Origin of the sequence: Rothia uropygioeca (assembly GCF_004136585.1) — a bacterium.
GTDB lineage: Bacteria > Actinomycetota > Actinomycetes > Actinomycetales > Micrococcaceae > Rothia.
In genome coordinates this window covers 56,190-78,943 of the sequence record NZ_NOIR01000002.1, presented here as the reverse complement: position 1 = coordinate 78,943, position 22,754 = coordinate 56,190, and the positions used below count along the sequence as shown (strand labels likewise).

The following is a 22,754-nucleotide window of genomic DNA, read 5'->3' as shown; positions in this document are numbered from 1 at the left end:
TTCCACGGAGCTATTTGGAGCGGTGGCCCATGCCGTTGACCCTGCCGAGACTTGCGAGAACCGCCCGAAGCGCCTCGGCAACATTCATGGAATCCGCCTCCGGTTCTGCTTCGGCGAACGAATCAACGGCTCCAGTGGCGTCTTTCTCATGCCAGCCGAGACCGATCAAGGCATCCAGAACTTGGGGCCGCCATGCCGGTCCTGGGGTCGAGGCCCCCTGGGGTGTGTTTCCCGAATTCTGATCCTCCTCGGCATCAGGCAGGACGAGTTTGCCCGCCAGCTCCAGAACAATCCGCCTGGCCCCCTTGGGCCCGATTCCGGAAACTTTGCTGAAGGCCTTGTCGTCGCCGGATGCGACGGCTCGCGAGACCTCGACGGGTGTGTACACGGACAACACCGCCAATGCGATCCGTGGGCCGATTCCGGAGACCGAAAGCATGGTCGTGAAGACCTCCCTCTCGCTGTCGTCCCGGAAGCCGAAGAGCGTCAACGAGTCTTCCTTGACGATCAGGGAAGTCTCCACATGCGCACGCTCACCGAGACTCAAGGTCGCAAGGGTTCCCGGAGTCGCCTGAACCAGCATTCCGACACCTCCGACCTCGATCACGGCCTCGTGGAGGCCGAGGTGGGTCACTGTGCCGGTCAGAGAAGAAATCATACTTCCATCTTATTCGAACAAAGTTACGAAAAACATTCAGCGGCGAGTCTGTGGACGGCGAACGCCCGTCCTCGGGCCCGATTCCGACCTCATCGACTGCGCCGTGACCGTTCTTCGGCCATTTTCCAGGCACGCTGAGCGGGGGTCATGGCACCGCTTGTGGCACCTGCTGGAATCGAGCCCTGATGGGTCTGAACACCAGTACCCATGTTGATTCCGGTGCCGATGATCCCTGACCGCCATCCGTGACAGATGGCCAGGGCCAAAGCGTCCGCGGCGTCGGCCGGTTTGGGGACTTCTTCGAGTTCCAGAATCCGGGCGACCATACGACCGACGGATTTTTTGTCGGCTCGACCACTGCCGGTGACCGCCGCTTTGACCTCTGAGGGGGTGTGCCACGCAACCGGAATGCCTGCCGCCGCGGCCGTCGCGATCACCACCCCGGAAGCGTGGGCCGTCCCGATCACGGTGTTGACGGATTCCTGGGCGAATACCCGTTCGATCGCCATCACATCGGGCCGGTACGTATCGATCCACCCTTGCATCGCTCGTTGGATATGCAGTACTCGGGTGTCGAGAGAATCGGCCGCCTGAGTGCCCGCGACGCCGGCATCGATGTAGTGGGCTTTCCGGTTCCCTGACATCTCGACGACGCCGAAACCGCATCGGGTCAGGCCGGGGTCCACGCCGAGAATGCGCAGAGGACCGGCAGAGGACGTCGATTCGATGGCCCCCACCGGTCCCTTTTTCTCGTGCGTCATATGCTAGTTCCCGATTCGACTAGTCGTCGGCTTCGAGTTCTTCCATGACCTCGGCAGAGATGTCCGCATTCGAGTAGACGTTCTGGACGTCGTCCAGGGCTTCCACCGCATCGGCAAGGCGCAAGAACTTACGGGCGCCCTCTGCGTCCAGGTCCACCGTCATGGTTGGGCGCCACTGAGGGTCATCGTTGTTGTATTCGAGTTCGGCATCGTCCAGCGCCTTGCGAATCTCGGGAAGGTCGGTGGCCTCCGAGATGACTTCGAAGAATTCGTCTTCTTCCTTGACCTCGTCGGCACCAGCATCGAGCACTGCCATGAGGACGTCATCCTCGGTCAAGCCATCGCTCTTGGCGACCTCCACGACTCCCTTGCGCTCGAAGAGGAACGACACCGAACCGGGGTCCGCCATGGTTCCGCCGTTGCGCGTCACGGCCACGCGAACATCCGACGCTGCCCGGTTCTTGTTGTCGGTCAAGCACTCGATGTAGAGAGCGGATCCCTGAGGACCGCGTGCCTCATAGAGAATCTCGGAATATTCAACGACTTCACCGGTGAGGCCCGCACCGCGCTTGACCGCGCGGTCAATGTTGTCATTGGGAACCGAGTTCTTCTTGGCCTTGGAAATGGCCAGGTCCAGAGCGGGGTTACCGGAAATATCCGCGCCGCCCATGCGAGCGGCAACCTCAATCCCCTTGATGTACTTGGCGAAGGCTTTGGCGCGCTTGGCGTCGATCGCCGCCTTCTTGTGTTTGGTGGTGGCCCACTTGGAGTGACCCGACATAGATGTGCTCCTCGGATGTAGACAATTTCGTTGCGCGGCCGGAGAGCTTCTCCCCCGAGTCGACCCTGGCACGGTTTCCTGTGAGCTCGCGCGCCAGGACGGAACCAGGGCATCAGGCCGCGAATAAACCTGGTCCCATTGTAACGACGCGCGCAAACCTCTCCCGCCGGGACTTGCTGATCCCTAACGACCGAGCTCGGGACGATGCCGCTTCAATGCTCAGCGGGGTCTGGATGCGGCGACTTCGCGTGCCCGGGTTGCCAAAGAATCGTCGATCTCAACGGGATGGAAGGAACCGAATTTCGCCTCAGCCGCATGGCGGATCAAATAGTCGGAGATCCGGGGATTCTTGGGAAGCAGAGACCCGTGCAGATAGCTGCCGATGACGTGATGGACGCGTGCGCCTTCGCCATCGTCGTCCAGGTTGTTCCCCTCCCCCTTGGTCACCGTTCCCAAACGCTCGACACTATGACCCAGGAACGTGAGTCCGGAGTGGTTCTCATAACCGACGATCGTGCCGAACTCTTCCGACTCGATCACGATGTTCCCAATCAAGCGTTCCTCTCCTCCGACGGTGTGTGCGTCGAAGAGTCCGATTCCGTCCAGGACCTCGCCCCCGACGGTCCGGAACTCCTTGCCGAACAGTTGATAGAGACCGCAAATGACAAGCATCGGGGTCCCGGCCTCGGCCTTGGAGCGAAGCACTGGGGCAATCCGATGAAGGTCGTCCTGAATCACGGTCTGGCCCGAATCCTGGCCTCCGCCGCCGACGAGGATGTCGAAGTCCTCCGGGAAAACATCCCCGGGGTTGTAGTCGATGATCTCGGCGGCCAGGCCATGCTGACGAGCTCGCCTGGCCAGCGACAGCACGTTGCCCCAGTCCCCGTAGATGTTCATATCCCGCGGATACAGTTGAAGGATTTTCAAGGTCTCGGTCATCCGATATCAGCAACCTCGGTCGTCTTGGCCAGCTCGCGGCGCAGGGCGAGCATGGACGTGTAGGTACAGAAAACGCGCATCGGCTGATCCCCCGAGCCGCGGACGAATTCGTCAAGCGCGCTCGAGAGATCGGTGTTGACGGCGCGCACGGGTACGTCGTCGTGCTCGAGGCGCAGCGCCATATCGTACGCCCGCGTTCCGGAGACGACGTCGACCCCGCTGGATTGCAGCGACTCGAAGTCGACGTCCCAAAGCCAGGACACGTCCCGACCATCGGCGTACTCGTCGTTGATCGTGATCATGGTCGCGTAATCGCCGCCGGTGGCGGAGGCTAGGGAGAGACGGAACCCCGCCGGGTTCTTGACGAGTAGGAGCTGAAGCGTGCGGTCACCGATACGAACCGACTCTCCGCGTCCGAATGCCGGAGTCACTTTGGACAGTTCGGACAGCAAAGCATTCTCATCGGCTTCCTCGCCCATGACCTCGAGGGTCAGCGCCAACGCGCCGGCAGCGTTGTAGATGTTGTAGATACCGTAGAGGTTGATGTCCGTGGTGACTTCACGGTCGCCGATCAGCACATGTGTGCTGGTGCCCTCGAAGGATGTGAGGGTCACCGACGCATCCGGCAGATTCTCTGCCTGTTGCGCAGGCCTGTTGTCCCGCATTTCGTCGTCGGACGGGAACCGGGATCGCAAGGAGGGGGAAAGGCCGTAATAGGCCACGTCGGTCCCCTTTCCGACATCCTGCGAAATGCGGCGGATACGCGGGTCCTCGCGGTTCAGTACCACGGTTCCGGTGGTTGCCTGGGCGACCTTGGTCAGCATCTTGCGGGTCGTGTCGATTTCGCCAAAACGATCCAATTGATCGCGCATCACGTTGAGGAGCAAGGCGTACCTCGGCTGAATCAGCTTGACGAAGTGAACCGCATGCGCCTCGTCCAGTTCGAGCACGGCAATATCGGCGTCCAGTTTGCCCTTCAGGTTCATTTCGCCCAGAAGAGCTGCCGCGACGCCGCGGACGAAGTTCGACCCCGTACGGTTCGTGAAGACCTTGAGCCCTTGGGACTCGAGGAGCTGGACGGCCATTTTGGTGGTCGTGGTCTTGCCGTTGGTGCCTGACACGACCACAACGCCGCGCGGGAGCTTGGATAGTTCACGAGCGACGAATCCGGGATCGAACTTCTCCATGACCAGCCCGGGGAAAGCAGATCCTCCCCCACGAAGCTTGGATGCGTATCGAATGCCTTGGCCGATCAGGCGGGTGGCGGGTCTGAAGATGACAGGTCTTGGCATGGAATCAATCCTAACCCGTGCCTTTCCGCAATATTTGCCATGATGGGGTGATGAATTCGACGCATACGACGGCGCCTCACTGCTTTCCCGATTCGCCTTTCATCTGGCGCGATCTTTCATGGCCCGAGCGACAGCCCGTGGTCAGAGTCGAGCCGTACGTCGACAATTCACCGAGCGGCGAGATCGTATCGATACCATTACCTCCCGGCAGCGTCCTCAATATCCGGTTGCTCGCAGAAGACGAGGACAACGCGGGTCTATGGTGCAGCGGCTTCGCCCATGGTGAGTTCGACGTCGACGCACGGCCGTCTTTCCGGACCGTCCCCTGCCCACAGGGGAACCGCATTACGAAGGGACAGCAGTGCCGGTTGTGCATGCACTTGGACAAATTTCGGCCCATTCACCGCGCTCACAGAGGAGCGGAACTGTCAGAGGTCGCGCGCGCCTACATCGGCCGTCCGCATTGGTTGTACGTCGCGACGTTTCCCGATGGCACGTCAAAAGTCGGCACCGCGCACGAAAGATCCAAGGTCACACGCCTCGATCAACAAGCGGTCGCCCGAGCCAGCTACGTCGCCCTCGCCGGTGATGGCTTGGAGGTCCGGCGACTCGAAGACGCAGTGACGAAGACCGTCAAGCTCACTCAGCTCAAGAGAGTCTCGGCAAAGTACAAGGCATGGCTGAACCCCGAGGACCCGGAGGAGCTGACAAGAATCCACGACCAGATCGCAGCCACGGTCCGCGAGGAGTTGTCTGCATGGGACGATTCGAGCTACCGCGTGGTCACAGAGCGGTGGACGCCAGGCGGCGCGATGCTGCGAGCTTACGAGCAGCTGGGCACGACGCAATCCCGGCCGCTGCAAGGATACGAGGCGTGGACCTCCGCACCTCGGCGTTTCCTGGTGGATTCCGGTACCGGCCCGTTTCTTTCTGGATGTGCCGAAAACGATCCCGACACGGCCGGATGGTTGCTCAATACGGCCGTACTGAAAAACAGGATGTGTGCCGTCTTCCTCGGCGACGACGGACCGGTGAGCTTTCAGGATTCGCTGTTCTAGGAGGCACCGCGATGGAATCCCACGATTCGCAATCCTCGTGAACCGTGGGTGTCATGCCGCTTCTTGGCATGTCCGTAATGCCTATGGTGGAAAACATGAGTATCAATGAGTCAGCTTCCACCCATTCCATGCCTGGGCTTCCTATCCGTATGATCACGGCCTATACCGGTTCCGCGACCGGTAACGACGCCGTGTACACCGAGGCGGTTCGCCGGCTGGCCGTTGTATTAGCTCAGCGAGGCATCGGCGTCGTCTATGGCGGAGGCAAGGTCGGGCTCATGGGGATTCTCGCGGACTCCGCCCTCCATGTCGGAGGCACAGTTCACGGGGTTATGCCTCAATCTTTAGTCGAAGGTGAAATTGCGCACGCAGGGCTGACGACCCTCGACGTCGTCGGAGACATGCACCAACGGAAGAACAGGATGGCCGAGCTCGGTGATGCTTTTGTGGCCTTGCCCGGTGGAGCCGGAACACTCGAGGAACTCTTCGAGACATGGACCTGGCAGCACCTTGGACTGCATTCGAAACCCGTTGCGCTCTACAACGTCAATGGCTTTTGGGACCCCCTTCTCGACCTTCTCGACCACATGGTCGAAGAAGGGTTTCTGCGGGAGAATCTGCGGCACTCGCTCATTGTCGAATCTGAACCTGAGCTTCTACTTGAGGCCCTGAGTACTTGGCAGCCTCTCGAACCCAAATGGGCGAGCTAGCAATCAGCTCGTGGGGTCATTGGGGTTAATCAGGTCTTTCGGCCATGCTTCCGCGACGATGCGACGGATCTGGTCCAGAGTCTGAGTGACGGTTTTGGTTCCGGCGACGATCGGCAAGAAATTGGTATCACCGTTCCACCGGGGAACCACGTGCTGATGGAGATGCGCCGCGATTCCGGCCCCACCGACTTTGCCCTGATTCATGCCCATGTTGAACCCGGCTGCGTTGGAGGTTTCGCGGAGAACCCTCATGGCTGCCTGCACGCAGGCTGACATTTCTGCGGTCTCAGCCGAATCGATTTGGTCGAATTGAGCCACGTGACGGTACGGGCAGACCAACAGATGCCCCGGATTGTAGGGATAAAGGTTCAGGACCACGTACACGTGTTCTCCCCTGTACACGATCAGCGATTCCTCATCGCTGCGTTCCGGGGCGACACAGAACGGACACGAATTCTCCGTGTAGTCCTTCTGGCCCCCGCTGACGTAGGCCCGGCGGTGCGGTGTCCACATGCGCTGGAACGCATCGGGCACGCCGGGCAACACGAAATCGTCGGTCGAGTAGTCAGGTTCCTCCGTCATGTCTCCAGCTTAGGTCGTCCGCACGCCACGATGCGGTTCCGTACGTATTGAGCCTTCATGACATCGACGCATTTATTCAGGTGAGCACGGGTATAAGTTGGAAATCATGCGATCCCTCTCCGAGACCGAGATCAGAAACAGCTTCATCAATTGCAGCCAGGGTGAGGCTCAACGGCTCCACCTTCCCACCGGCCTTTCCCACATTGAGTGGGAGTCACAGGCATTCCTCGGATGGATCGATCCCAAGAGCCCGCAACGCGGCTACGTGGTCGCGGAGACCGACGATGGGCCCAAAGGCATAGTTCTCCACAGGACGCCGCAGCACGGTCGACCCACAGCCCAAATGTGCCAGTTCTGCATGACGCTGCATGGCGGCAGTGGCGTGTCGATGTATTCCGCTCAACGTCCCGCTACGAAGAAGGAACGCTATTCCTCCCTGGGCACGTACTTGTGCTCCGATTTGGGGTGCTCAGAGTACGCCGTGAACAGAAAACGGCCCCTCGGCATTCGGCAGATGGAAGAAACCATGACCATCGAGGACCGTAAGGATCGCACCGCCAACAACGTGGAGCGTTTCATCAACCGGCTCAAAGAGCGATCCATGCCGTGACGCTCGGTGCCGGATCTCTTGGTGCCTAGAGCCAGCCCCCACGGAATTCCTCGAGACACAGAGACCCTCTCTGGATTGTGAACATTCTCGCCCGATACTCTGCGGCACGATGCATCAGAAATCTCAGGTTGGCCCTCTCGACGGCGTCTGGCCGAGACGAGGTTCCCGAAACAACGAGGCATGAGGGAAGCACGCCACGACGGTCCAAATGTTCCATGGCCAATTGAGTGTGATTCTGGGTCCCCAGGCCAGGTCGGCAGACGAGAGCAAGACGTACCCTTAGGTTCCCCGCGGCTACTCTATCGGCGCGCCGACGCAGGGTCTCGACGACCTCGACCACTGTCTCGCCTTCAGGGGTCAAGGCCACCGTGACTCCCCCGGACCCTTCGATCACCAGCGTTGTCGAAGTGCTCAGGTGCGAGTTCCAGCGTGCCAGGTGGGATTCCATCGAAGGCAATTCGACATCCGTCGAATCGGACCAGTCCAGCGCGTCTCGAGGCGCCATCGCGGGGCCGAGCCTTGCTCCTTCCGAACCGGTCAACCCTTTCGGATGTCCCATCAGGTCGAAGCACTCCTCGACGTCTCCGGGCTCCCCTGGCTGCAGACCCGTCTGGACTGGTTTGTCGATGTGGACTTGTCCCGTTCCTCTCAAGATTTCTCCCGCGAATACCGCCGTGGTCCACGTTTTGCCGACCTCTGTGTCGGTCCCCGTGACCACCCAGATCGAGGTTTGTGGAAGGGAGCTCGTGGCGCAGGGATCAGAAGGTGTGATCACGAATTCTCCGCAATGACGTGTTGTGGGGATTGGAAAGACAGAAGCGTCAGCCACGAGGGTGCGACACCGCTCGGACGCAGGCCGGGCAGGCTGCGGGCCAACTCGTGGATCACGAGCGAGGACTCCTGTTCGGCGAGCGCCGCACCGAGGCAACGGTGGATTCCGTGTCCGAAGGCCAGCCGGTGGTCCGGCAGTGCGTCGCCTGAAAGACGGAGGAGCAGGTGATCGCCGGGTTCCGTGTGCAGTCCGGGCCGGTCGGTCGGAACCGCTGATTCCCGCCGCCAGGTGGGAACCGATGAACTCCTGCGGAGGGTCTCGCGGATGAGTTCCTCGGCCGCGCCCGGTCCGGATTTGGGGTTCCCGAGTTCCGTCCAAAGAGAGCGATCACCGAGTGCCCGGTGGAGAGCCGTGCTGATCAGCATTCTGGTGGTCTCCTGCCCGGCGATGACCAGGAAGTATCCCAGGGAGACAACACGTTCGACGCTGATTCCGGCATCGAGCAGGCTCGCGAAGAGGTTCTCGCCGCCGCGCGATTCTTGGACAGCGCTCCTGAGCCAGACGTAGAACTCCGCAGCCGAGCGAGCCAAACGTATCTGTCGGGACCGCTCGGGCCATCCCCAGAACAATTCGAGGGAGTCCGCACTCCACCGTTGCAATTCGGGGGACCCGGGAGCGGGCATTCCGGAGAGCATCTGCAGGCTCCGGGCGGGGACGGCGAAGGAAATAGTGCGGGAAAGGTCCACCGGCCCCGAGCCGAGGTCGGCTTCCAGTTCTTTGATGCTTTCTCGGCAGATTCGACGGATGTCGGGAAGTCTGCGTCTGACCGTGGCCGCCGAGAAGTACGGGGTCGTGACCCTTCGCACCCTTCGATGCAATTCGCCTGTCGCGGAAGCGAGGACCGGAGGCAGTTGGAATCCGACCTTGGCCAGGATCCGTCGAGCGGCCGGGTCCAGAGGGACGTTGCTCGTCAGCGCGTTGTCCGGGAGGAATGACCGGGGATCGCCCATGACTTCTCGCACCACGTTCGGGTCCTCGACCAGGATCTGCCGGTGACGGTGTTCGGGCGGACGAGCGTCCCGCGCGGCGAAGGGACAACTGTCCGTGATCCCCCATGCCCGTTCGACCGAGGAAGCGACGTGTTCGAGCGCGATGACGAGCTTGTCCGGCCGGTGGTCGGCATGAACGGACAACCTGATACGGGAGATGTTGTCGGGAACGCTCGGGGGCCGGAAGACTCCCACTCGGATTCCGGCCTCGTCCAGTTCCCGGGCTACCGCGAGTGCGGATGCCGCGGAAGGCATGCGGAGGGACAGGATGGGCCCGTCTCCGCCGTCCAGCACGCGTTCGACGGCGGAGCGTCGTCCGAGCACCGTCCGGGCGAGGCGGCGCCGCTCCTCGAGCCTGCCCGCGAGATTCTGTTCGGCGGCGGCGGTGCAGGCGTCGAGGGTGGCCGCAGCCACAAGCGGCGACAAGCCGGTATCGAAGACAAAGGGACGGGCGGTGTTGACCATGTGGTCGCGCCACAGGGCGGCTCGGGTCTCCGAGCCTCCGAAGAGGATCACGCCGCCTTGTCCCGCGAGCGCTTTGGAGAGGGAAGCCGTGACGATGACCGGTACCGTCACATCTCGCTCCCGACTCCATAGCCCGTGTCCTCCGGTGAGGGTTCCGTCCGGAACGGTGGCGAAGCTATGGGCCTCATCGACGACCAGAAGAGCCCGGTGGGCCGCGCAGAGTCTTGCAAGCGCGTCCAGGTCGGTCGCGTCCCCCAGAACGGAATACACCGACTCCACGACGACGGCGATGCGACCGCCCGGTTGTGCTTGCCGTGCGTTCTCCAGCGCATGCGCCAGCTCGGCAAGGTTTTGATGAGGGAAGAGTTCGTGGCGGGACGTCGCTGCTCGCGCTGCGTCGCGCAGGCTCGCGTGCACGTGCTCGTCCATCAGTAGTGTGGTTCCCGGGGAGTCAAGGGCACCGATGACGCCCAGGTTGGCCAGGTATCCCGACGAGAAGACGAGCGCGTCCGTCGCTCCCGCCAGGCGCGAGAGCGCCAATTCGAGCTTCCGGTGTGCCGGGTACGTGCCGGCGACGACGCGGGAGGACCCCGCGCCTACGGGTGCGGGGTCCCGACGACCGGGTAAGCCGCGTGAACCCAGACCCAGATAATCATTGGAGCGGAAATCCATCAGCGTCGCACTCGATTTTGTCGCAGGGGGCGCGTCGGCCGTTCGGTTCAGATTGCGCCGTTTCCGTACGCGTTGCCGGTTCTCGGCCCATTCGTTCCAATCGGTGTTCATCCGTGGACCTCGTCAATCGCTTCGATGATCCCGTGGCAGATCTGCCGCGTCTGGGGGTCGGTGGTGATGTAGGGCGGCATCACGTAGACCAGCCGCCGGAACGGTCTGATCCAGACTCCCCGTTGCACCGCGGCCCGGGTCACGGCTCGTACATCCACGTCACAGTTCAGCTCGATGATGCCTACGGCACCCAGAACTCTCACGTCCGCGACCGAGTCCAGATTCGTGGCCGGTGCCAGACCGTGGGCAAGTGATCGTTCCAGGCGGGGCACTTGCCGTGCCCAACCGGACTCCTCGTCTGTCAAAAGTTTCAGGGAGGCCAGGGACACAGCGCAGAACATTGGATTGCCCATGAAGGTTGGGCCGTGCAGCAACGCGGCCGGCATTCCGTTTCTCCCTTCGGAGACTTCTTTCGCGACCCGTACGGTCGTGAGAGTGGCTGCGCCCGTCATGGTCCCGCCGGTCAGGGCCTTGCCCAAGCACATGATGTCCGGCTCGATTCCGGCCCACTCCGATGCCGTCCATCGACCGGTTCTGCCGAATCCGGTGGCGATCTCGTCGAGGACGAGCAGGCATTCATGGGTGTCGCACGCGCGGCGAGCGACGGCGAGGGCTCGTGGGTCGTACACGTACATGCCTCCGGCCCCTTGAAGCACGGGTTCGAGGATGACGCCGCCGATACGGTCCCGGTGGTCGGCCAGGGTTCTCTCGAATTCCTCGGCCCACGTGTCCAGGGCTTGGTCGTCCCAGTTCCATGAACCGTGGTCGACATCGTAGTGGCCTCCGGGCGGCCTCGGGGCGAAGATATGTTGTGGCGCCAGTGGACTGAACGCGTGGTGCATTCCGTCGACAGGGTCGCACAGGCTCATGGTCGCGAAGGTGTCTCCGTGGTATCCGCCGCGAACCGTCAGCATCCGGTTCCTTTCGGGTCGGCCGACGGCGGCTTGGTACTGGATGACCATCTTGAGTGCGATCTCCACCGCTATCGATCCGGAGTCCGAGAAGAAGACGTGTTGCAGGCCTGAGGGCGTATTCGCGACGAGGCTCTCGGCCAATCGGACGGCCGGTTCGTGGGTGAGACCCCCGAACATCACGTGAGGCATGATTTCTGATTGTCGTCGTAGAGCGTCGATCAGCTTCGGGTGCGAGTGCCCGTGGACCATGGCCCACCACGAGCCCATTGCGTCGATCGCGTTATGTTCCCGCCCGTCGGCATCGTTCAGGTGAAGCAGGGCGCCCTCGGCGGATCGAACCGAGTACAGTTGTTCCTCCCCGACCGGCGAATACGGGTGCCACACGCGGCGAGCGTCCCGGGAGATCAGGTCCTGGGCATCAACCACGGCCGCGCTCCGCTATGAGGGATGCGCATGGTCCGGGATTCATCAGACGACGCCGGGACTGGTGGCGACACACGGTCTGCGGGTTCCTCGGGCTGTGTTGCGGTGATGGCATGAAAGTACGGTAACCAGTTTTTGAACGGTGTTCAAATACCATTCCGAATTCTGTCGCATCTCGGCCTGGTCAAGATATTTTGGCCCATTATCCCTTGGAGGCCAACGTTCCCAGGATTTCGTGTAACCAGTAAAAGGCGCCCTTACCCGGTTGCGGTCTCGGTGTAGGCGGCATCGAAGAACTCCTTTTCCAAGCGGACGGCCGCCGTCCAGCGCTCATTGAGGGCCACGGTGTCCACGGAGGTCTGCGACGCCGCACGATTCAGCTCGTCGACGAGGAACTGGCACCACTCGCGGAAGGCCTGGCCCCGATGCAATTCAATCCACCCACGATGCAGCTGGCTCTCCGGCATGGTCAGATCCCGTTCTCCCCAGTCCAGATAGAGGCATTCGGCAACGACGAGCATGACCAGGAGTTCGGCGTAGGACGCGCTACGCACGGCGCCGCGCATAAGATCCTTGAAGCTCGACGCCGGGGCGTTCAGCTCCGGGTCGAGGCGTTCCTTCTCGGGCACGCCCAGCTCGTCGAAGGAGCGGATGAAGTAGCCATCCTCGTCACTGGCGAGCATTCCGAGCTGACGTGAGAAACGCAGCTTGGCACCGATAGTGTCCGCGTGGGCGACGCAGGCCCCCACCATGGAGATGAACTCGTCGAAAAACTGGTAGTCCTGCTTGAGGTACTCGGCAAGAACCTCGTCAGCGATGGTCCCCGAGAAGAGCTCTCGCACGAACCGGTGATCGACGGCGGCCTCCCAAAACCCCGCCGACGGTCCGTGTCGCAGGCGGCCGACCGGGGTGTCCTCCGGCATCGGGATGACGGATTCCACGGCCTGGATGTGGGGTCGGCCGGCTGAGTTCCTATGCGGGTTCATGAGGTCACCTCATTGTCGGGTCGATTGGGGCCTGATTGACGGTGACAGACCGCCTATCGCGAGCCACCATGCCTAAGCATGTGTTGTGTCGAACACAACCTACCTCGGGCATCCACAATGCGCCACGTGAGTCCAGGACCAGAACGAACCGCAGTGGGGTTTGGCATGACCCCTTCCGACATCTATCGAGTTCGAATCGTATCTTCACCCATTGGCGAAGCCGTATTCAGTCCCCGATACTTAGCGAGTAATCCAGCTGAGGTGTCACGACGCATTAGGAGAGTTGGTGATGCAATTCGTGTGCTCAAACACGGCGGCCTCCTGCTGGCTGCGGGAATGCTTGCTTTCGACCTCTCAGCAGTGCCCGGTCTCGACTTCATCCCCTGCCCCGGACTCTGGTGCTCAGCGCGAGTACCCGCTTGTTGCAGAAAGACCTCGGGCCGCGGAGCGGCGTGGGGTAGCCGGCGTGTGCGAAGGGCCGGGCGGGAACCCACCGTAAGATTCCGGCCCGACCCTTCGACATCGGCCGCTCGTAGTCGGCGCGTGTTTCTAGGCGTCCTCGGCCTTAGCGTCCTCCGCCTCTCCGACCGCGGCCTCGGACACCGGATCCGTGTTGACCCGATTCTGCACGTGCTCGACGATGCGTGCGACGGCGGCCTCGACCGCGACGCCGTTGTCCTGCGAACCGTCACGGAACCGGAAGGACACGGCACCGTTCTCGGCGTCCTCCCCGCCCGCAATGAGCACGAAGGGAACCTTCTCCTTCGATGCGTTGCGAATCTTCTTGGGGAAACGATCGGTTCCGTAGTCGACCTCGACGCGAATGCCCTCTGCCTGGAGCTTCTGGGCGATCTCGGACATGTAATCGTTGAACGCTTCGGCCACCGGGATACCGATGACCTGAACCGGGGAGAGCCAGGCGGGGAATGCCCCCGCATAGTGCTCGGTCAGCACACCCATGAACCGCTCGATCGAACCGAACTTGGCCGAGTGGATCATGACCGGCTCTTGACGGCTGCCGTCCGCCGCCTGGTATTCGAGGCCGAACCGGGCTGGTTGGTTGAAGTCGTACTGCACCGTGGACATCTGCCACGTGCGGCCGATCGCGTCCTTGGCCTGGACGGAGATCTTGGGGCCGTAGAACGCAGCTCCGCCCGGGTCCGGAACGAGTTCCAGACCTGTTTCGCGCGCGACGTCCTCCAAAACGGCCGTGGCTTCTTCCCATTGTTCGTCCGTGCCGATGAACTTGTCCTTTTTCTCCCCCTCGGTCTCGCGGGTCGAGAGCTCGAGGTAGAAATCGGTCAGGCCGAAGTCCGTGAGCAGCGAGAGCATGAAGTTCAGGAGGTGGCGCACCTCGCCCGGGGCCTGTTCCTTGGTCACGTAGCTGTGCGAGTCGTCCTGCGTGATCATCCGGACGCGGGTCAGCCCTTGGAGCACACCGGATTTCTCGTCACGGTAGACCGTGCCGAATTCGAAGAACCTCAGGGGCAGCTCGCGGTAGGACCGCCCACGTGCCTTGAAGATCTCGTTATGCATCGGGCAGTTCATGGCCTTGAGGCGGTAGTTGCCGTTGTCCAGTTCCATCGCCGGGAACATACCGTCAGCGTAGTACGGAAGGTGCCCGGAGGTGTAGAACAGGTCCTCCTTGGTGATGTGCGGCGTCCCGACGTACTGGAAGCCTTCCGCGAGGTGCCGGTCGCGGACGTAATTCTCCATCTCGCGCTTGATGACACCGCCCTTCGGGTGGAACACGGGCAGGCCCGGGCCGATGTTCTTCGGGAACGAGAACAGGTCGAGTTCCTCGCCCAGGCGACGGTGATCGCGGCGTTCGGCCTCGGCGATGCGCTCCTTGTACTCGGTGAGCTCTTCCTTGGTAGGCCATGCGGTTCCGTAAATGCGCTGCAGCATGGGGTTCTTCTCGGAACCCCGCCAGTAGGCTCCGCCCGAACGGGTCAAGGCGTATCCGTTGGCGATCAGCTTGGTGTTGGGCAGGTGGGGGCCGCGGCAGAGATCCTTCCAGACCGTCTCCCCCTTGCGGTCCACGTTGTCGTAGATCGTGATCTCGCCCTCGCCGACCTCGACCGAGGCGCCCTCGGCGGCGTCGGCTCCTGAACCGGGGCCCTGCGAGAGTCCGAGGAGCTCGAGCTTGTACGGCTCGTCCTTCATCTCCTCGACGGCTTCGTCGTGGGATACGGAACGACGCCGGAAGGTTTGGCCCGACTTGATGATCTTCATCATCGACTTCTCGAGCTTCTTGAGGTCCTCGGGCGTGAAAGGGTCCTCGACGTCGAAGTCGAAGTAGAAGCCGTCCGTGATGTACGGGCCGATGCCGAGCTTGGCGTCGGGACGCATGCTCTGCACTGCCTGTGCCATGACGTGAGCGGCCGAGTGGCGCAGGACCTCGAGCCCCTCGGGCTGGTTGATGGTCACGGGGACGACGACGTCGCCGTCCGCCACCTCGGTGCTCAGGTCCTTGAGGACGTCGTTGATCCGGGCGACCACGACCGTGGCGTTGTCGGCGAACAGGTCCGCGGCGGTGGTGCCCGTGGTCACCTGCTGGGGCTCGCCGTGGACGGTGATCTGCAGGTTTTCGGCCGGGTTCTCGGCCATGGACACTCACTCCTTGTGGTGGTCGGCGCGCGGCGATACCTGGGACACGCGCAGTGGAAATAGGCACCCGGCGGTCGATGGGAACACGGCGGGTCGTGACGATTCTACCCACAAGGGACTTGCTCGTGCTTCCCGCCGCTGAGGCTCGCACCAACTCGTGACGTGGGGCATTGCGGGTCGCTCGGTCGGGGCGCCGGCGTCGGATTTCTCGGCCGCGATGCCGGGCATCGGGCAATCCGTAGGGGCGTCCGCTCCGAATCAACAGTGCATGTAGAAACGACAAGCCTCTTGGAGAGACAACATCATGCTCGCGCTGATTCTGCTGGGCCTTCTGGGCGGTCTGGTCACCGGAATCTCCCCGTGTATCCTGCCCGTCCTGCCTGTTATCTTCTGGACCGGGGGCGCGGATTCCGCCAGGTTCGACGACGACCCCTCGCGGCCTCGCACTTCACGGTGGCGCCCGTACCAGGTTGTCGGCGGTCTCGTCCTGAGTTTCTCCGCCGTCACACTGCTCGGCTCGCTCCTGCTCGGTGCCCTGCACCTGCCACATGACCTCATCCGCTGGTTCGGCATCGGCTTCCTGATTCTTGTCGGCCTCGGAATGATCGTTCCCCGCCTCGAGCAGCTGATCGAACGACCGTTCTCCTGGGTCCCCCAACGCCAAGTCAACACCCGACGCGGCGGATTCCTCATGGGCCTGGCCCTGGGCGCCGTCTACGTCCCCTGCGCCGGACCCGTGCTGGCCGCGATCACCGTCGCGGGCGCCACGGGACGCATCGGTCCCGACACCCTCGCGCTGACTCTGTCCTTTGCCGTCGGTACCGCCGTCCCGCTGCTCTTCTTCGCACTCGCCGGACGCGGACTTGCCGAGCGATTGAAGGCCTTTCGGCGTCGGCAACGAATGGTTCGGACCACCGCGGGCATTCTGGTGATCGCTTTGGCCGTGGGCCTGGCCCTCGATTTTCCGGCCGCCGTCCAACGCAGCGTGCCGGACTACACCGCGTCGGCACAAGAACTGATCGATCACGGAACCCAACGCCACAGCGGGGCCGCCAGCGGATCGGAAGTTTCCGGGAAACCGGGAGGGTCCGGCGACGTCGACCATCTGGCCAGCTGCCAGCAGAACTCCGGCGCCAGGGACGGCTGCTCGCCCGCTCCCGAACTGCGAGGCATCACGGGGTGGCTGAACACCGAGGGCGGGAAGCCCGTTTCCCTCGAATCCCAGCGCGGCAAGGTCGTGCTGGTCGATTTCTGGGCCTACTCGTGCATCAACTGCCAACGCACGATCCCGCACCTGAATGCGCTGTACAGCAGGTACAAGGACGCCGGATTGGAGATCGTGGGCGTCCACACCCCGGAGTATGCCTTCGAGCACGAGACCGACAACGTTGCCGCGGGCATTCGCGAGCAGAAGATCGCCTACCCCGTGGCCCAGGACAACGACTACGCGACTTGGAAGGCTTACGACAATCACTACTGGCCCGCGCACTACCTGGTCGACGCTTCCGGCAGGTTGCGTGCGTCCAGAACGGGAGAAGGCGGCTACGACGTCACCGAATCCCAGATCCGCACCCTGCTGAAGGAAGCGCATCCCGGGATCCAGCTTCCCGCACCCGTCGAGTCAGGTGCCAACCACGACAACGACGACGAGTCGCACCGCACCCCAGAAACCTATCTCGGCACGGACCGCGCACAGTCCTATGTCGGCGAAGGAACCTACTCGGCGGGAAATCGGGCATTCTCCGACGGCGACCCCACGCGCGACGATTCCTTCACACTGTATGGAAACTGGAATCTTTCCGGGGAAAGCATCCGACCCCGTGATGAAGCAGCCTCCCTGAGCCTCAACTTCACCGCGAAAATCGTGCAGGTTGTTGCTTCGGGGACCGGAACCATCGACGTCGAGACCCCGAACGGCCACCGGCAAGTGCGCCTGGATGACCAAGCCAACTCCTATGACCTGATCAACGAGGCCAAGCAGGAGTCCGGGCAGATCAAGGTCACGGTAGCACCGGGAGTAAAGCTGTACTCCTTCACCTTCGGGTAGAGATCAATGATCCGGGTGGACCAGGAGCGGAATGATCCCGGCATCGATACGGTTGTGATGTGCACGATCGTTTCTGCCGATCGCGCCCGTGCGGCATCCCGTCCGGGCGCGGCAGTCCGGAAGAGAGTTATGAGGCCGCGGTGAGCAATGTCGAAGCAGACCCCCAGGAGACCGTGTGCGCCTCGAATCCGGAGCGCGGTCGGTTCTCGGCAGGATTGCGCGACGGGGTCACGGTGGAACGGTGCGAGGCTGGCATCGTCGAAATCCTCGAGCCCCGCAAAGTGCCCCTGGGCGGGCCGCGAGCGATGACGGTGCTGCGCACCCTGCCTCAGAGGGCCCGGTCGCTCATCGGCGCCTGGTGCTTCGTGGACTCCTTCGGCCCGGACGACGTCGCCCGCACGGGTGGCATGAAAGTGGCCCGGCATCCGCACACCGGCCTGGCCACGGTCTCGTGGTTGTTCGAAGGCAGCATCGACCACCTCGATTCCGCGGGCCACTGGGCCACGGTCAGGCCGGGTGAGGTTAATCTGATGAATGCGGGCCGGGGAATCACCCACTCGGAATTCTCCTCGGCGCAGACCACGACCTTGCACGGGCTCCAGCTCTGGTATGCGCTTCCGGAGGCAGCCCGTTTCTCCGAGCCGGACCTCGATTCATTCCGCCCGGACACCATCCGAGGTCAAGGCTACGAGGCGTTGGTGTTTCTGGGGTCTCTGCTCGGGCAGAGCTCCCCCGTCCGCACGGCTCTCCCCCTGACGGGCGCCGAGCTGCGTCTCGAACCCCACACCGAAATCCAGATCACCGTTCCGGAAGACCACGAACACGGTCTGGTCCAGGTCAGCGGGCCCGTGTGGGTCAACGACGTTCCCGTGACGCAGAACGCAATCGGGTTCGTCCCCACCGGTCACCGGTCCATCAGGATCAGCGCGGGGGCGGAACCCGCGCTCGCCTTGCTCATCGGTGGCGAGCCCCTCAACGAGCAGATCGTGATGTGGTGGAACTTCGTGGGACGCAGCCACGAGGAGATCGTCCGATGGCGCAACCGGTACATGCGTGAAATGGGCTTCGAAAATGGGGGCGAGGATGAGAGCGAGCGGGGCGCTCCCGGCTCCTTCACCTCGGCCTCCGCGTCCATGGACGAGGCCGGCTCCGATCCCGCAGAGGAACAACCCCGGCTCCAATTCGGCCATTTTCCCCCGGACACTCCCGCACCCCTGCCCGCCCCGGAGGTTCCGCATACACGTTTGAAGCTCCGCGGCTGACACGGCGTCGGCCGCTGAGGGAAGCACAGAAGGAGGAGCAGCCATGACACAACCTACGTCAGACGATCCGCATATGGTTCGTGGCCGGCAGGAAGGCCGGGAGGCCTTCGAAATTCACGTCGACGATTCCGGGAAGGCCGCCGGATTCACACAATTCGTGGATCATTCGGGACCGAACGGCGAACGCGCCCGTATTTTTCCGCACACCTTCGTCGACGAGAAGTTCTCGGGCCAAGGCCTCGCCTCCGCCCTGGTCCGCCGGGCCCTGGACGAGAGCATCGAGGAGGGATTCACGATCGTTGCCGTCTGCCCCTACGTCAAGACCTGGATCCGCAGACACCCCGCGTACGAGGAATTCTCGACTGCGCCGACCTCCGAGCACCTTCAGGCCCTCGACTGACGTTTCCTGCTCGGCCCGGTGGGCGGGATGGCCGCACGAGGTGGCCTGACCGACCGGCCCGTTTCACTCCTCTGCGTCCCTGCCCCATCACCTCCCGAATCAGCCTGCTTGCTTCCTGAGGGCCGACGGCGGAAAAGGCAGCGGCGTCTCCCCCTCGACCAGCGCGGTCAGGTCCCACGCTTGAAGCGCCGTCAGCGAGATTCCGCGGGGGCCCGTGCGTCGGGTGGTTCCGCGGATCAGGATCATCGGAGTTCCGAACAGGTCGGGCCCCGAGAGCTTCTGCGCTTCGTCGAAGAACGCCGTGTCCACACACCCGGTTCCGTCGTCGAGGGAAATGAAGACCACGCGCTTGCCGTTCTTCATCGGCGGCGTCATGGTCGAAACCCGCACGCCCGCAACCCATACCTCGGACTTGTTGCGCATCCTGATCAGGTCGGCCGCGCGGGTCAACGGCCACGTCCTGGTCTTATCGCGGTACCCGACCATCAAGTGCGCAGAGACGTCCAGTGCCAACAGGTCCAGTTCGGTGCGCACGGTCGAGGTCACGTCGCTGGTGTCCCTGCTCTCGTACGGGGTTTCGAGGTGGGCGCCCAGAGGCAGGGAAAGCTGTACCGGCACGGCACCGGCTTCCCCTGAACGCGCCCCGGTCTCGGTCGGCCGGGGAACGACTTCATCGTACCCACCGCCGGCAGCACGTACGACGCCGCCGCCCCCGACCCCCTGTTGCCAGACGCCGCGGAAGACCTCGACATCGAGAGCGCCGACCGCGGCGAGCCGGTCGAGCGTGGGCTTGTGGGGGCGAGCGCGCGCTTTCAGATCCGCCACGGAGACGTACGGTGCCCGGGCCGTGATTCTGTCGATTTCGGCCCCACTGATTCCGGACAGCTGGGTGAGGGGAAGCCGGATCCCCCACCTCTCGGCGCCGGGGCTCCTCCCGGTCTCGGCCCCGCGGCCACTCGCGACTCCCCGGCCGAGACCCCGACCAACACCCGCACCCACGCCCAGATCCGAATCCGCCCCAGAATCCACGACGCGTTCCACACGGTAGTTCCGACCGGATCGATTGACGTCCAGGGGCAGCAACTCTATACCCAGGCGCCTAGCCTCGGCGAGGATCAGACGCTGGGGGTACATCCCGGGGTCGTGTTCGAGCAGCCCCGTCATGAAGTGCGCCGGATAGTGGGTCTTGAGCCAGGCCGATTGGTAGGTCGGGATCGCGAAGGCGGCACCATGGGCCTTGCAGAATCCGAAGGATCCGAAGGCCGCGAGCGCCGTCCAGGTCTTGTCGATGACTTCTCGGGAGTAGCCTCTGCGGGCGGAGTGGAGGCGGAAGTGTTCTTCGACGTCGTCCTGGGCCGTGCTCCCCAGTTTCCTGCGGAATTCGTCCGAGGAGGCGAGGTCGCATCCTGTCATGGTGCTGAAGACGTTGAGGATCTGTTCGTGGAAGACCATGACCCCGGCGGTTTCTTCCAGGTAGGGCACGAGGTCTTCCTCGATGTAGTTGGGGGTTGCGAATCCGTGGCGGGATTCGAGGTATGGCCGGACCATGTCGGATTGCATGGGGCCGGGGCGGAAGAGGGAGATGTCGATGATGAGGTCGCCGACGCTCGAGGGCTGCATCTTGCCGATGAGCTCGCGCTGACCTGGGGATTCGATCTGGAAGCAGCCGAGGGTCTGGGTGGATTGGATGAGGTCGAAGGTTTTTGGGTCGCGGGTGTCGATGGTTTCGAGATCGGGTTTGTGCCCTTCGGTGCGTTTGATCTCCTGGAGCGTGTATGCCATCGAGGACTGCATGCGGACCCCGAGGATGTCGAGTTTGAGTAGGCCCATGGGGTCCATGTCGTGCTTGTCGAATTGGCTCATGGGCAACCCCATTCCGGAGGGTTGCACCGGGGTGCGCCGGAGGAGCGAGGCGTTGGAGAGGATCACGCCGCACGGGTGCATCGAGAGGTGGCGCGGGAGGCGGTCGAGCCTTTCGGTGAGGTCGATGAGCAAGTTGACCTTGGGGTCTTCGCGGGCTTCCCGACGCAGTTCGGCCAGTTCGGGTTTGATGTCGAGGAGTTCGCGCAGTTCTCCGGCGGGAACGCGCCAGATGGTTTTGGCGATGCGGTCCGTCTGTTCCGGGGTGAGGCCGATGGCGCGGGCTGCGTCTCGGACTGCTCCGCGGGCGCGGTAACCGTTGTGCATGGACATGAGGCTGACGCGGTGGTCGCCGTAGTGGTCGAAGACGAGCCGGTAGATTTCGTGGCGTCGCGCGGATTCGACGTCGATGTCAATGTCCGGCAGGGTCGATCTTTTGTCCGAGAGGAATCGTTCGAAGACCAGCCCGTATTCGAGGGGGTCGACGACCGAGATATTCAGGAGGTAGTTGACCAGGGAGGACACCCCGGATCCGCGTGCCGCGTGGCGGATACCCAGGGATTCGATGAGGCCGGAGACGTGGCCCACGGTCAGGAAGTAGGAGCAGAATCCGAGGTTCTCGATGGTACGCAGTTCCCGGTCGAGGCGTTCCCGCGGGGTTTCCCAGTCGCGGCGGGCCAGGCCGGGTCCGTGGACCTTCTGGTCCTTTTCCGCCCCGTAGACGCGTTCGAGGGCCGCTTCGCAGCGGGCTCTGAGCTCGGCCGCGGGCATGCGCGTGACTCCGGTCAGGTGCGCTTCGGGCACGGTGGGAGTCCCGTACCCCATGTCCGTGGCCGGGTCGATTGCGCACCGGTGCGCGAGTTCAGCGGCGAGGGCGGTGAGGTCCGACGCGGTGACGCCGGCGTCCGCGGCCCGAGCGATCTCTGCCGCGATGGAGCCCATGTCCTGAGCGGGTTTGAGCCATCCCTGCCCGTTGACCTGTTGGATTCCCTCCCCAAGCGCGGTGAGGCTGCGGGCGGCGTCGAGGACGTCCGCGGTCACGGCCTGGTCTTCCGTCGCGTAGCGGACGGCGTTGCTGACGACGGCGCCCACTCGGCTTTCCGCCGCGATCCCGAGCATGCGTGCCGCATGCGCCACGCTCCGGCGCTCCCCCGGCCTGGTCAGGTGGTTGACGAGGTTGACGCGCAGCCGGCGTTCTCCCACGAGTTTGCGCCACTCCTTCAGGCTGGCCCGGGCCGCGCGGTATTTGCGGGCTTCCGCCAGCCTTCCGTAGTCGGATTCCGGGCCGAGAAGGACCGTGAAGCGGCCTTCTTCCATCGCGACGGCGCGGCCGAGATCGGCGGCCGTGATGCGGGGCCGGTCGCCCAGGCGGGTGGGCCCTGTGCGTTCCCTGGTCCTGTGCGCCCGGGTGATGATCTGGCAGAGGTCCCCGTATCCGGCCCCGGCGTCGTGACCGTCCGCGAGGAGAACGATGCGGCCGATGATTTTCCGGTCCGAAGGGTCTGCGAGCGCGAGGTCCACTCCCAAGACGGGTGTGACGCCGTGGTCCATGCAGGCACGAACGTGTTTGACGGCCCCGTAGAGACCGTCCCGATCGGTCAGCCCGAGGTGAGTTGCACCGTGCCCCACGGCGGCAACGACGAGCTCAGCGGGTGCGGAGACGCCGTAGTGCGCGCTGTATGCGCTGTAGGTGATCAAGTGCGGGAACTTCACGCCTCAATCGAACATATATTCGAATATTAAGTCAAAACAGTACGCACGGGTCCGTGAGCACAACGGGCCGTCGTGCGGA

The 22,754-nt window shown here is 63.3% G+C and carries 18 protein-coding genes; 6 read left to right on the top strand and 12 right to left on the bottom strand.

Translation table 11 applies throughout. The features are described 5' to 3' along the window. Window positions 1-10 precede the first annotated feature (10 nt). The 5 genes from ruvA to EWR20_RS04675 all read right to left on the bottom strand — a co-directional run bounded on the left by ruvA (window position 11) and on the right by EWR20_RS04675 (window position 4,431). On the bottom strand, window positions 11-658 hold the full coding sequence (gene ruvA, locus EWR20_RS04695; RefSeq protein WP_129359496.1) for a Holliday junction branch migration protein RuvA: 648 nt from the start codon (window positions 656-658) through the stop codon (window positions 11-13). An 89-nt stretch (window positions 659-747) separates the two neighbouring features. Then, window positions 748-1,419 (bottom strand): crossover junction endodeoxyribonuclease RuvC, encoded by a 672-nt coding sequence (ruvC, locus tag EWR20_RS04690; protein ID WP_129359495.1) that lies wholly within the window; start codon window positions 1,417-1,419, stop codon window positions 748-750. A gap of 19 nt (window positions 1,420-1,438) precedes the next feature. Then, on the bottom strand, window positions 1,439-2,200 hold the full coding sequence (locus tag EWR20_RS04685) for a YebC/PmpR family DNA-binding transcriptional regulator (protein ID WP_129359494.1): 762 nt from the start codon (window positions 2,198-2,200) through the stop codon (window positions 1,439-1,441). Window positions 2,201-2,419: 219 nt separating this feature from the next. Next, on the bottom strand, window positions 2,420-3,139 hold the full coding sequence (locus EWR20_RS04680) for a type 1 glutamine amidotransferase (RefSeq protein WP_129359493.1): 720 nt from the start codon (window positions 3,137-3,139) through the stop codon (window positions 2,420-2,422). Beyond that, the gene (locus tag EWR20_RS04675) at window positions 3,136-4,431 is read right to left on the bottom strand and encodes a MurT ligase domain-containing protein (RefSeq protein ID WP_394342275.1); all 1,296 of its coding nucleotides are present in this window, start codon (window positions 4,429-4,431) and stop codon (window positions 3,136-3,138) included. Before EWR20_RS04675 ends, EWR20_RS04680 begins: the two co-directional genes overlap by 4 nt. A gap of 50 nt (window positions 4,432-4,481) precedes the next feature. Between EWR20_RS04675 and EWR20_RS04670 the strand changes: the two genes are divergently transcribed. Both EWR20_RS04670 and EWR20_RS04665 read left to right on the top strand, forming a co-directional pair. Further along, window positions 4,482-5,489, top strand: a complete 1,008-nt coding sequence (locus EWR20_RS04670) for a hypothetical protein (protein ID WP_129359491.1) — start codon at window positions 4,482-4,484, stop codon at window positions 5,487-5,489. Window positions 5,490-5,584: 95 nt separating this feature from the next. After that, on the top strand, window positions 5,585-6,199 hold the full coding sequence (locus tag EWR20_RS04665) for an LOG family protein (protein WP_238147588.1): 615 nt from the start codon (window positions 5,585-5,587) through the stop codon (window positions 6,197-6,199). 3 nt (window positions 6,200-6,202) lie between these two features. Here EWR20_RS04665 and EWR20_RS04660 read toward each other — a convergent pair whose 3' ends face one another. Further along, on the bottom strand, window positions 6,203-6,781 hold the full coding sequence (locus EWR20_RS04660; protein ID WP_129359490.1) for an HIT family protein: 579 nt from the start codon (window positions 6,779-6,781) through the stop codon (window positions 6,203-6,205). Window positions 6,782-6,887: 106 nt separating this feature from the next. Between EWR20_RS04660 and EWR20_RS04655 the strand changes: the two genes are divergently transcribed. Then, window positions 6,888-7,391, top strand: a complete 504-nt coding sequence (locus EWR20_RS04655; RefSeq protein WP_129359489.1) for an FBP domain-containing protein — start codon at window positions 6,888-6,890, stop codon at window positions 7,389-7,391. 25 nt (window positions 7,392-7,416) lie between these two features. Here EWR20_RS04655 and bioD read toward each other — a convergent pair whose 3' ends face one another. The 5 genes from bioD to thrS form a co-directional block, all read right to left on the bottom strand. Next, window positions 7,417-8,166, bottom strand: a complete 750-nt coding sequence (bioD, locus tag EWR20_RS04650; protein WP_165000954.1) for an ATP-dependent dethiobiotin synthetase BioD — start codon at window positions 8,164-8,166, stop codon at window positions 7,417-7,419. Further along, window positions 8,163-10,460: an aminotransferase class I/II-fold pyridoxal phosphate-dependent enzyme gene (locus tag EWR20_RS04645; RefSeq protein WP_129359487.1), complete on the bottom strand. Its 2,298-nt coding sequence runs from the start codon at window positions 10,458-10,460 to the stop codon at window positions 8,163-8,165. The genes bioD and EWR20_RS04645 overlap by 4 nt, the downstream gene beginning before the upstream one ends. After that, a complete protein-coding gene (gene bioA, locus EWR20_RS04640; protein ID WP_129359486.1) occupies window positions 10,457-11,800 on the bottom strand; it encodes an adenosylmethionine--8-amino-7-oxononanoate transaminase in 1,344 nt (447 codons plus the stop codon). Before bioA ends, EWR20_RS04645 begins: the two co-directional genes overlap by 4 nt. A 254-nt stretch (window positions 11,801-12,054) precedes the next feature. After that, entirely contained in the window at window positions 12,055-12,783 is a 729-nt protein-coding gene (locus tag EWR20_RS04635; RefSeq protein ID WP_238147587.1) for a TenA family protein, read from the bottom strand. Between the two features lie 549 nt (window positions 12,784-13,332). After that, window positions 13,333-15,393: a threonine--tRNA ligase gene (gene thrS, locus EWR20_RS04630; protein WP_394342273.1), complete on the bottom strand. Its 2,061-nt coding sequence runs from the start codon at window positions 15,391-15,393 to the stop codon at window positions 13,333-13,335. A gap of 304 nt (window positions 15,394-15,697) precedes the next feature. On the opposite strand from thrS, the gene EWR20_RS04625 reads away from it, so the two are divergent. From EWR20_RS04625 to EWR20_RS04615, 3 genes are all read left to right on the top strand, one after another. Next, a complete protein-coding gene (locus EWR20_RS04625; RefSeq protein WP_129359484.1) occupies window positions 15,698-17,440 on the top strand; it encodes a cytochrome c biogenesis protein DipZ in 1,743 nt (580 codons plus the stop codon). 140 nt (window positions 17,441-17,580) lie between these two features. Beyond that, on the top strand, window positions 17,581-18,702 hold the full coding sequence (locus EWR20_RS04620) for a pirin family protein (protein WP_129359483.1): 1,122 nt from the start codon (window positions 17,581-17,583) through the stop codon (window positions 18,700-18,702). Between the two features lie 43 nt (window positions 18,703-18,745). Further along, entirely contained in the window at window positions 18,746-19,102 is a 357-nt protein-coding gene (locus tag EWR20_RS04615; RefSeq protein WP_202864776.1) for a GNAT family N-acetyltransferase, read from the top strand. A gap of 99 nt (window positions 19,103-19,201) precedes the next feature. Here EWR20_RS04615 and dnaE read toward each other — a convergent pair whose 3' ends face one another. Then, on the bottom strand, window positions 19,202-22,675 hold the full coding sequence (gene dnaE / locus EWR20_RS04610) for a DNA polymerase III subunit alpha (RefSeq protein ID WP_129359482.1): 3,474 nt from the start codon (window positions 22,673-22,675) through the stop codon (window positions 19,202-19,204). Window positions 22,676-22,754 lie beyond the last annotated feature (79 nt).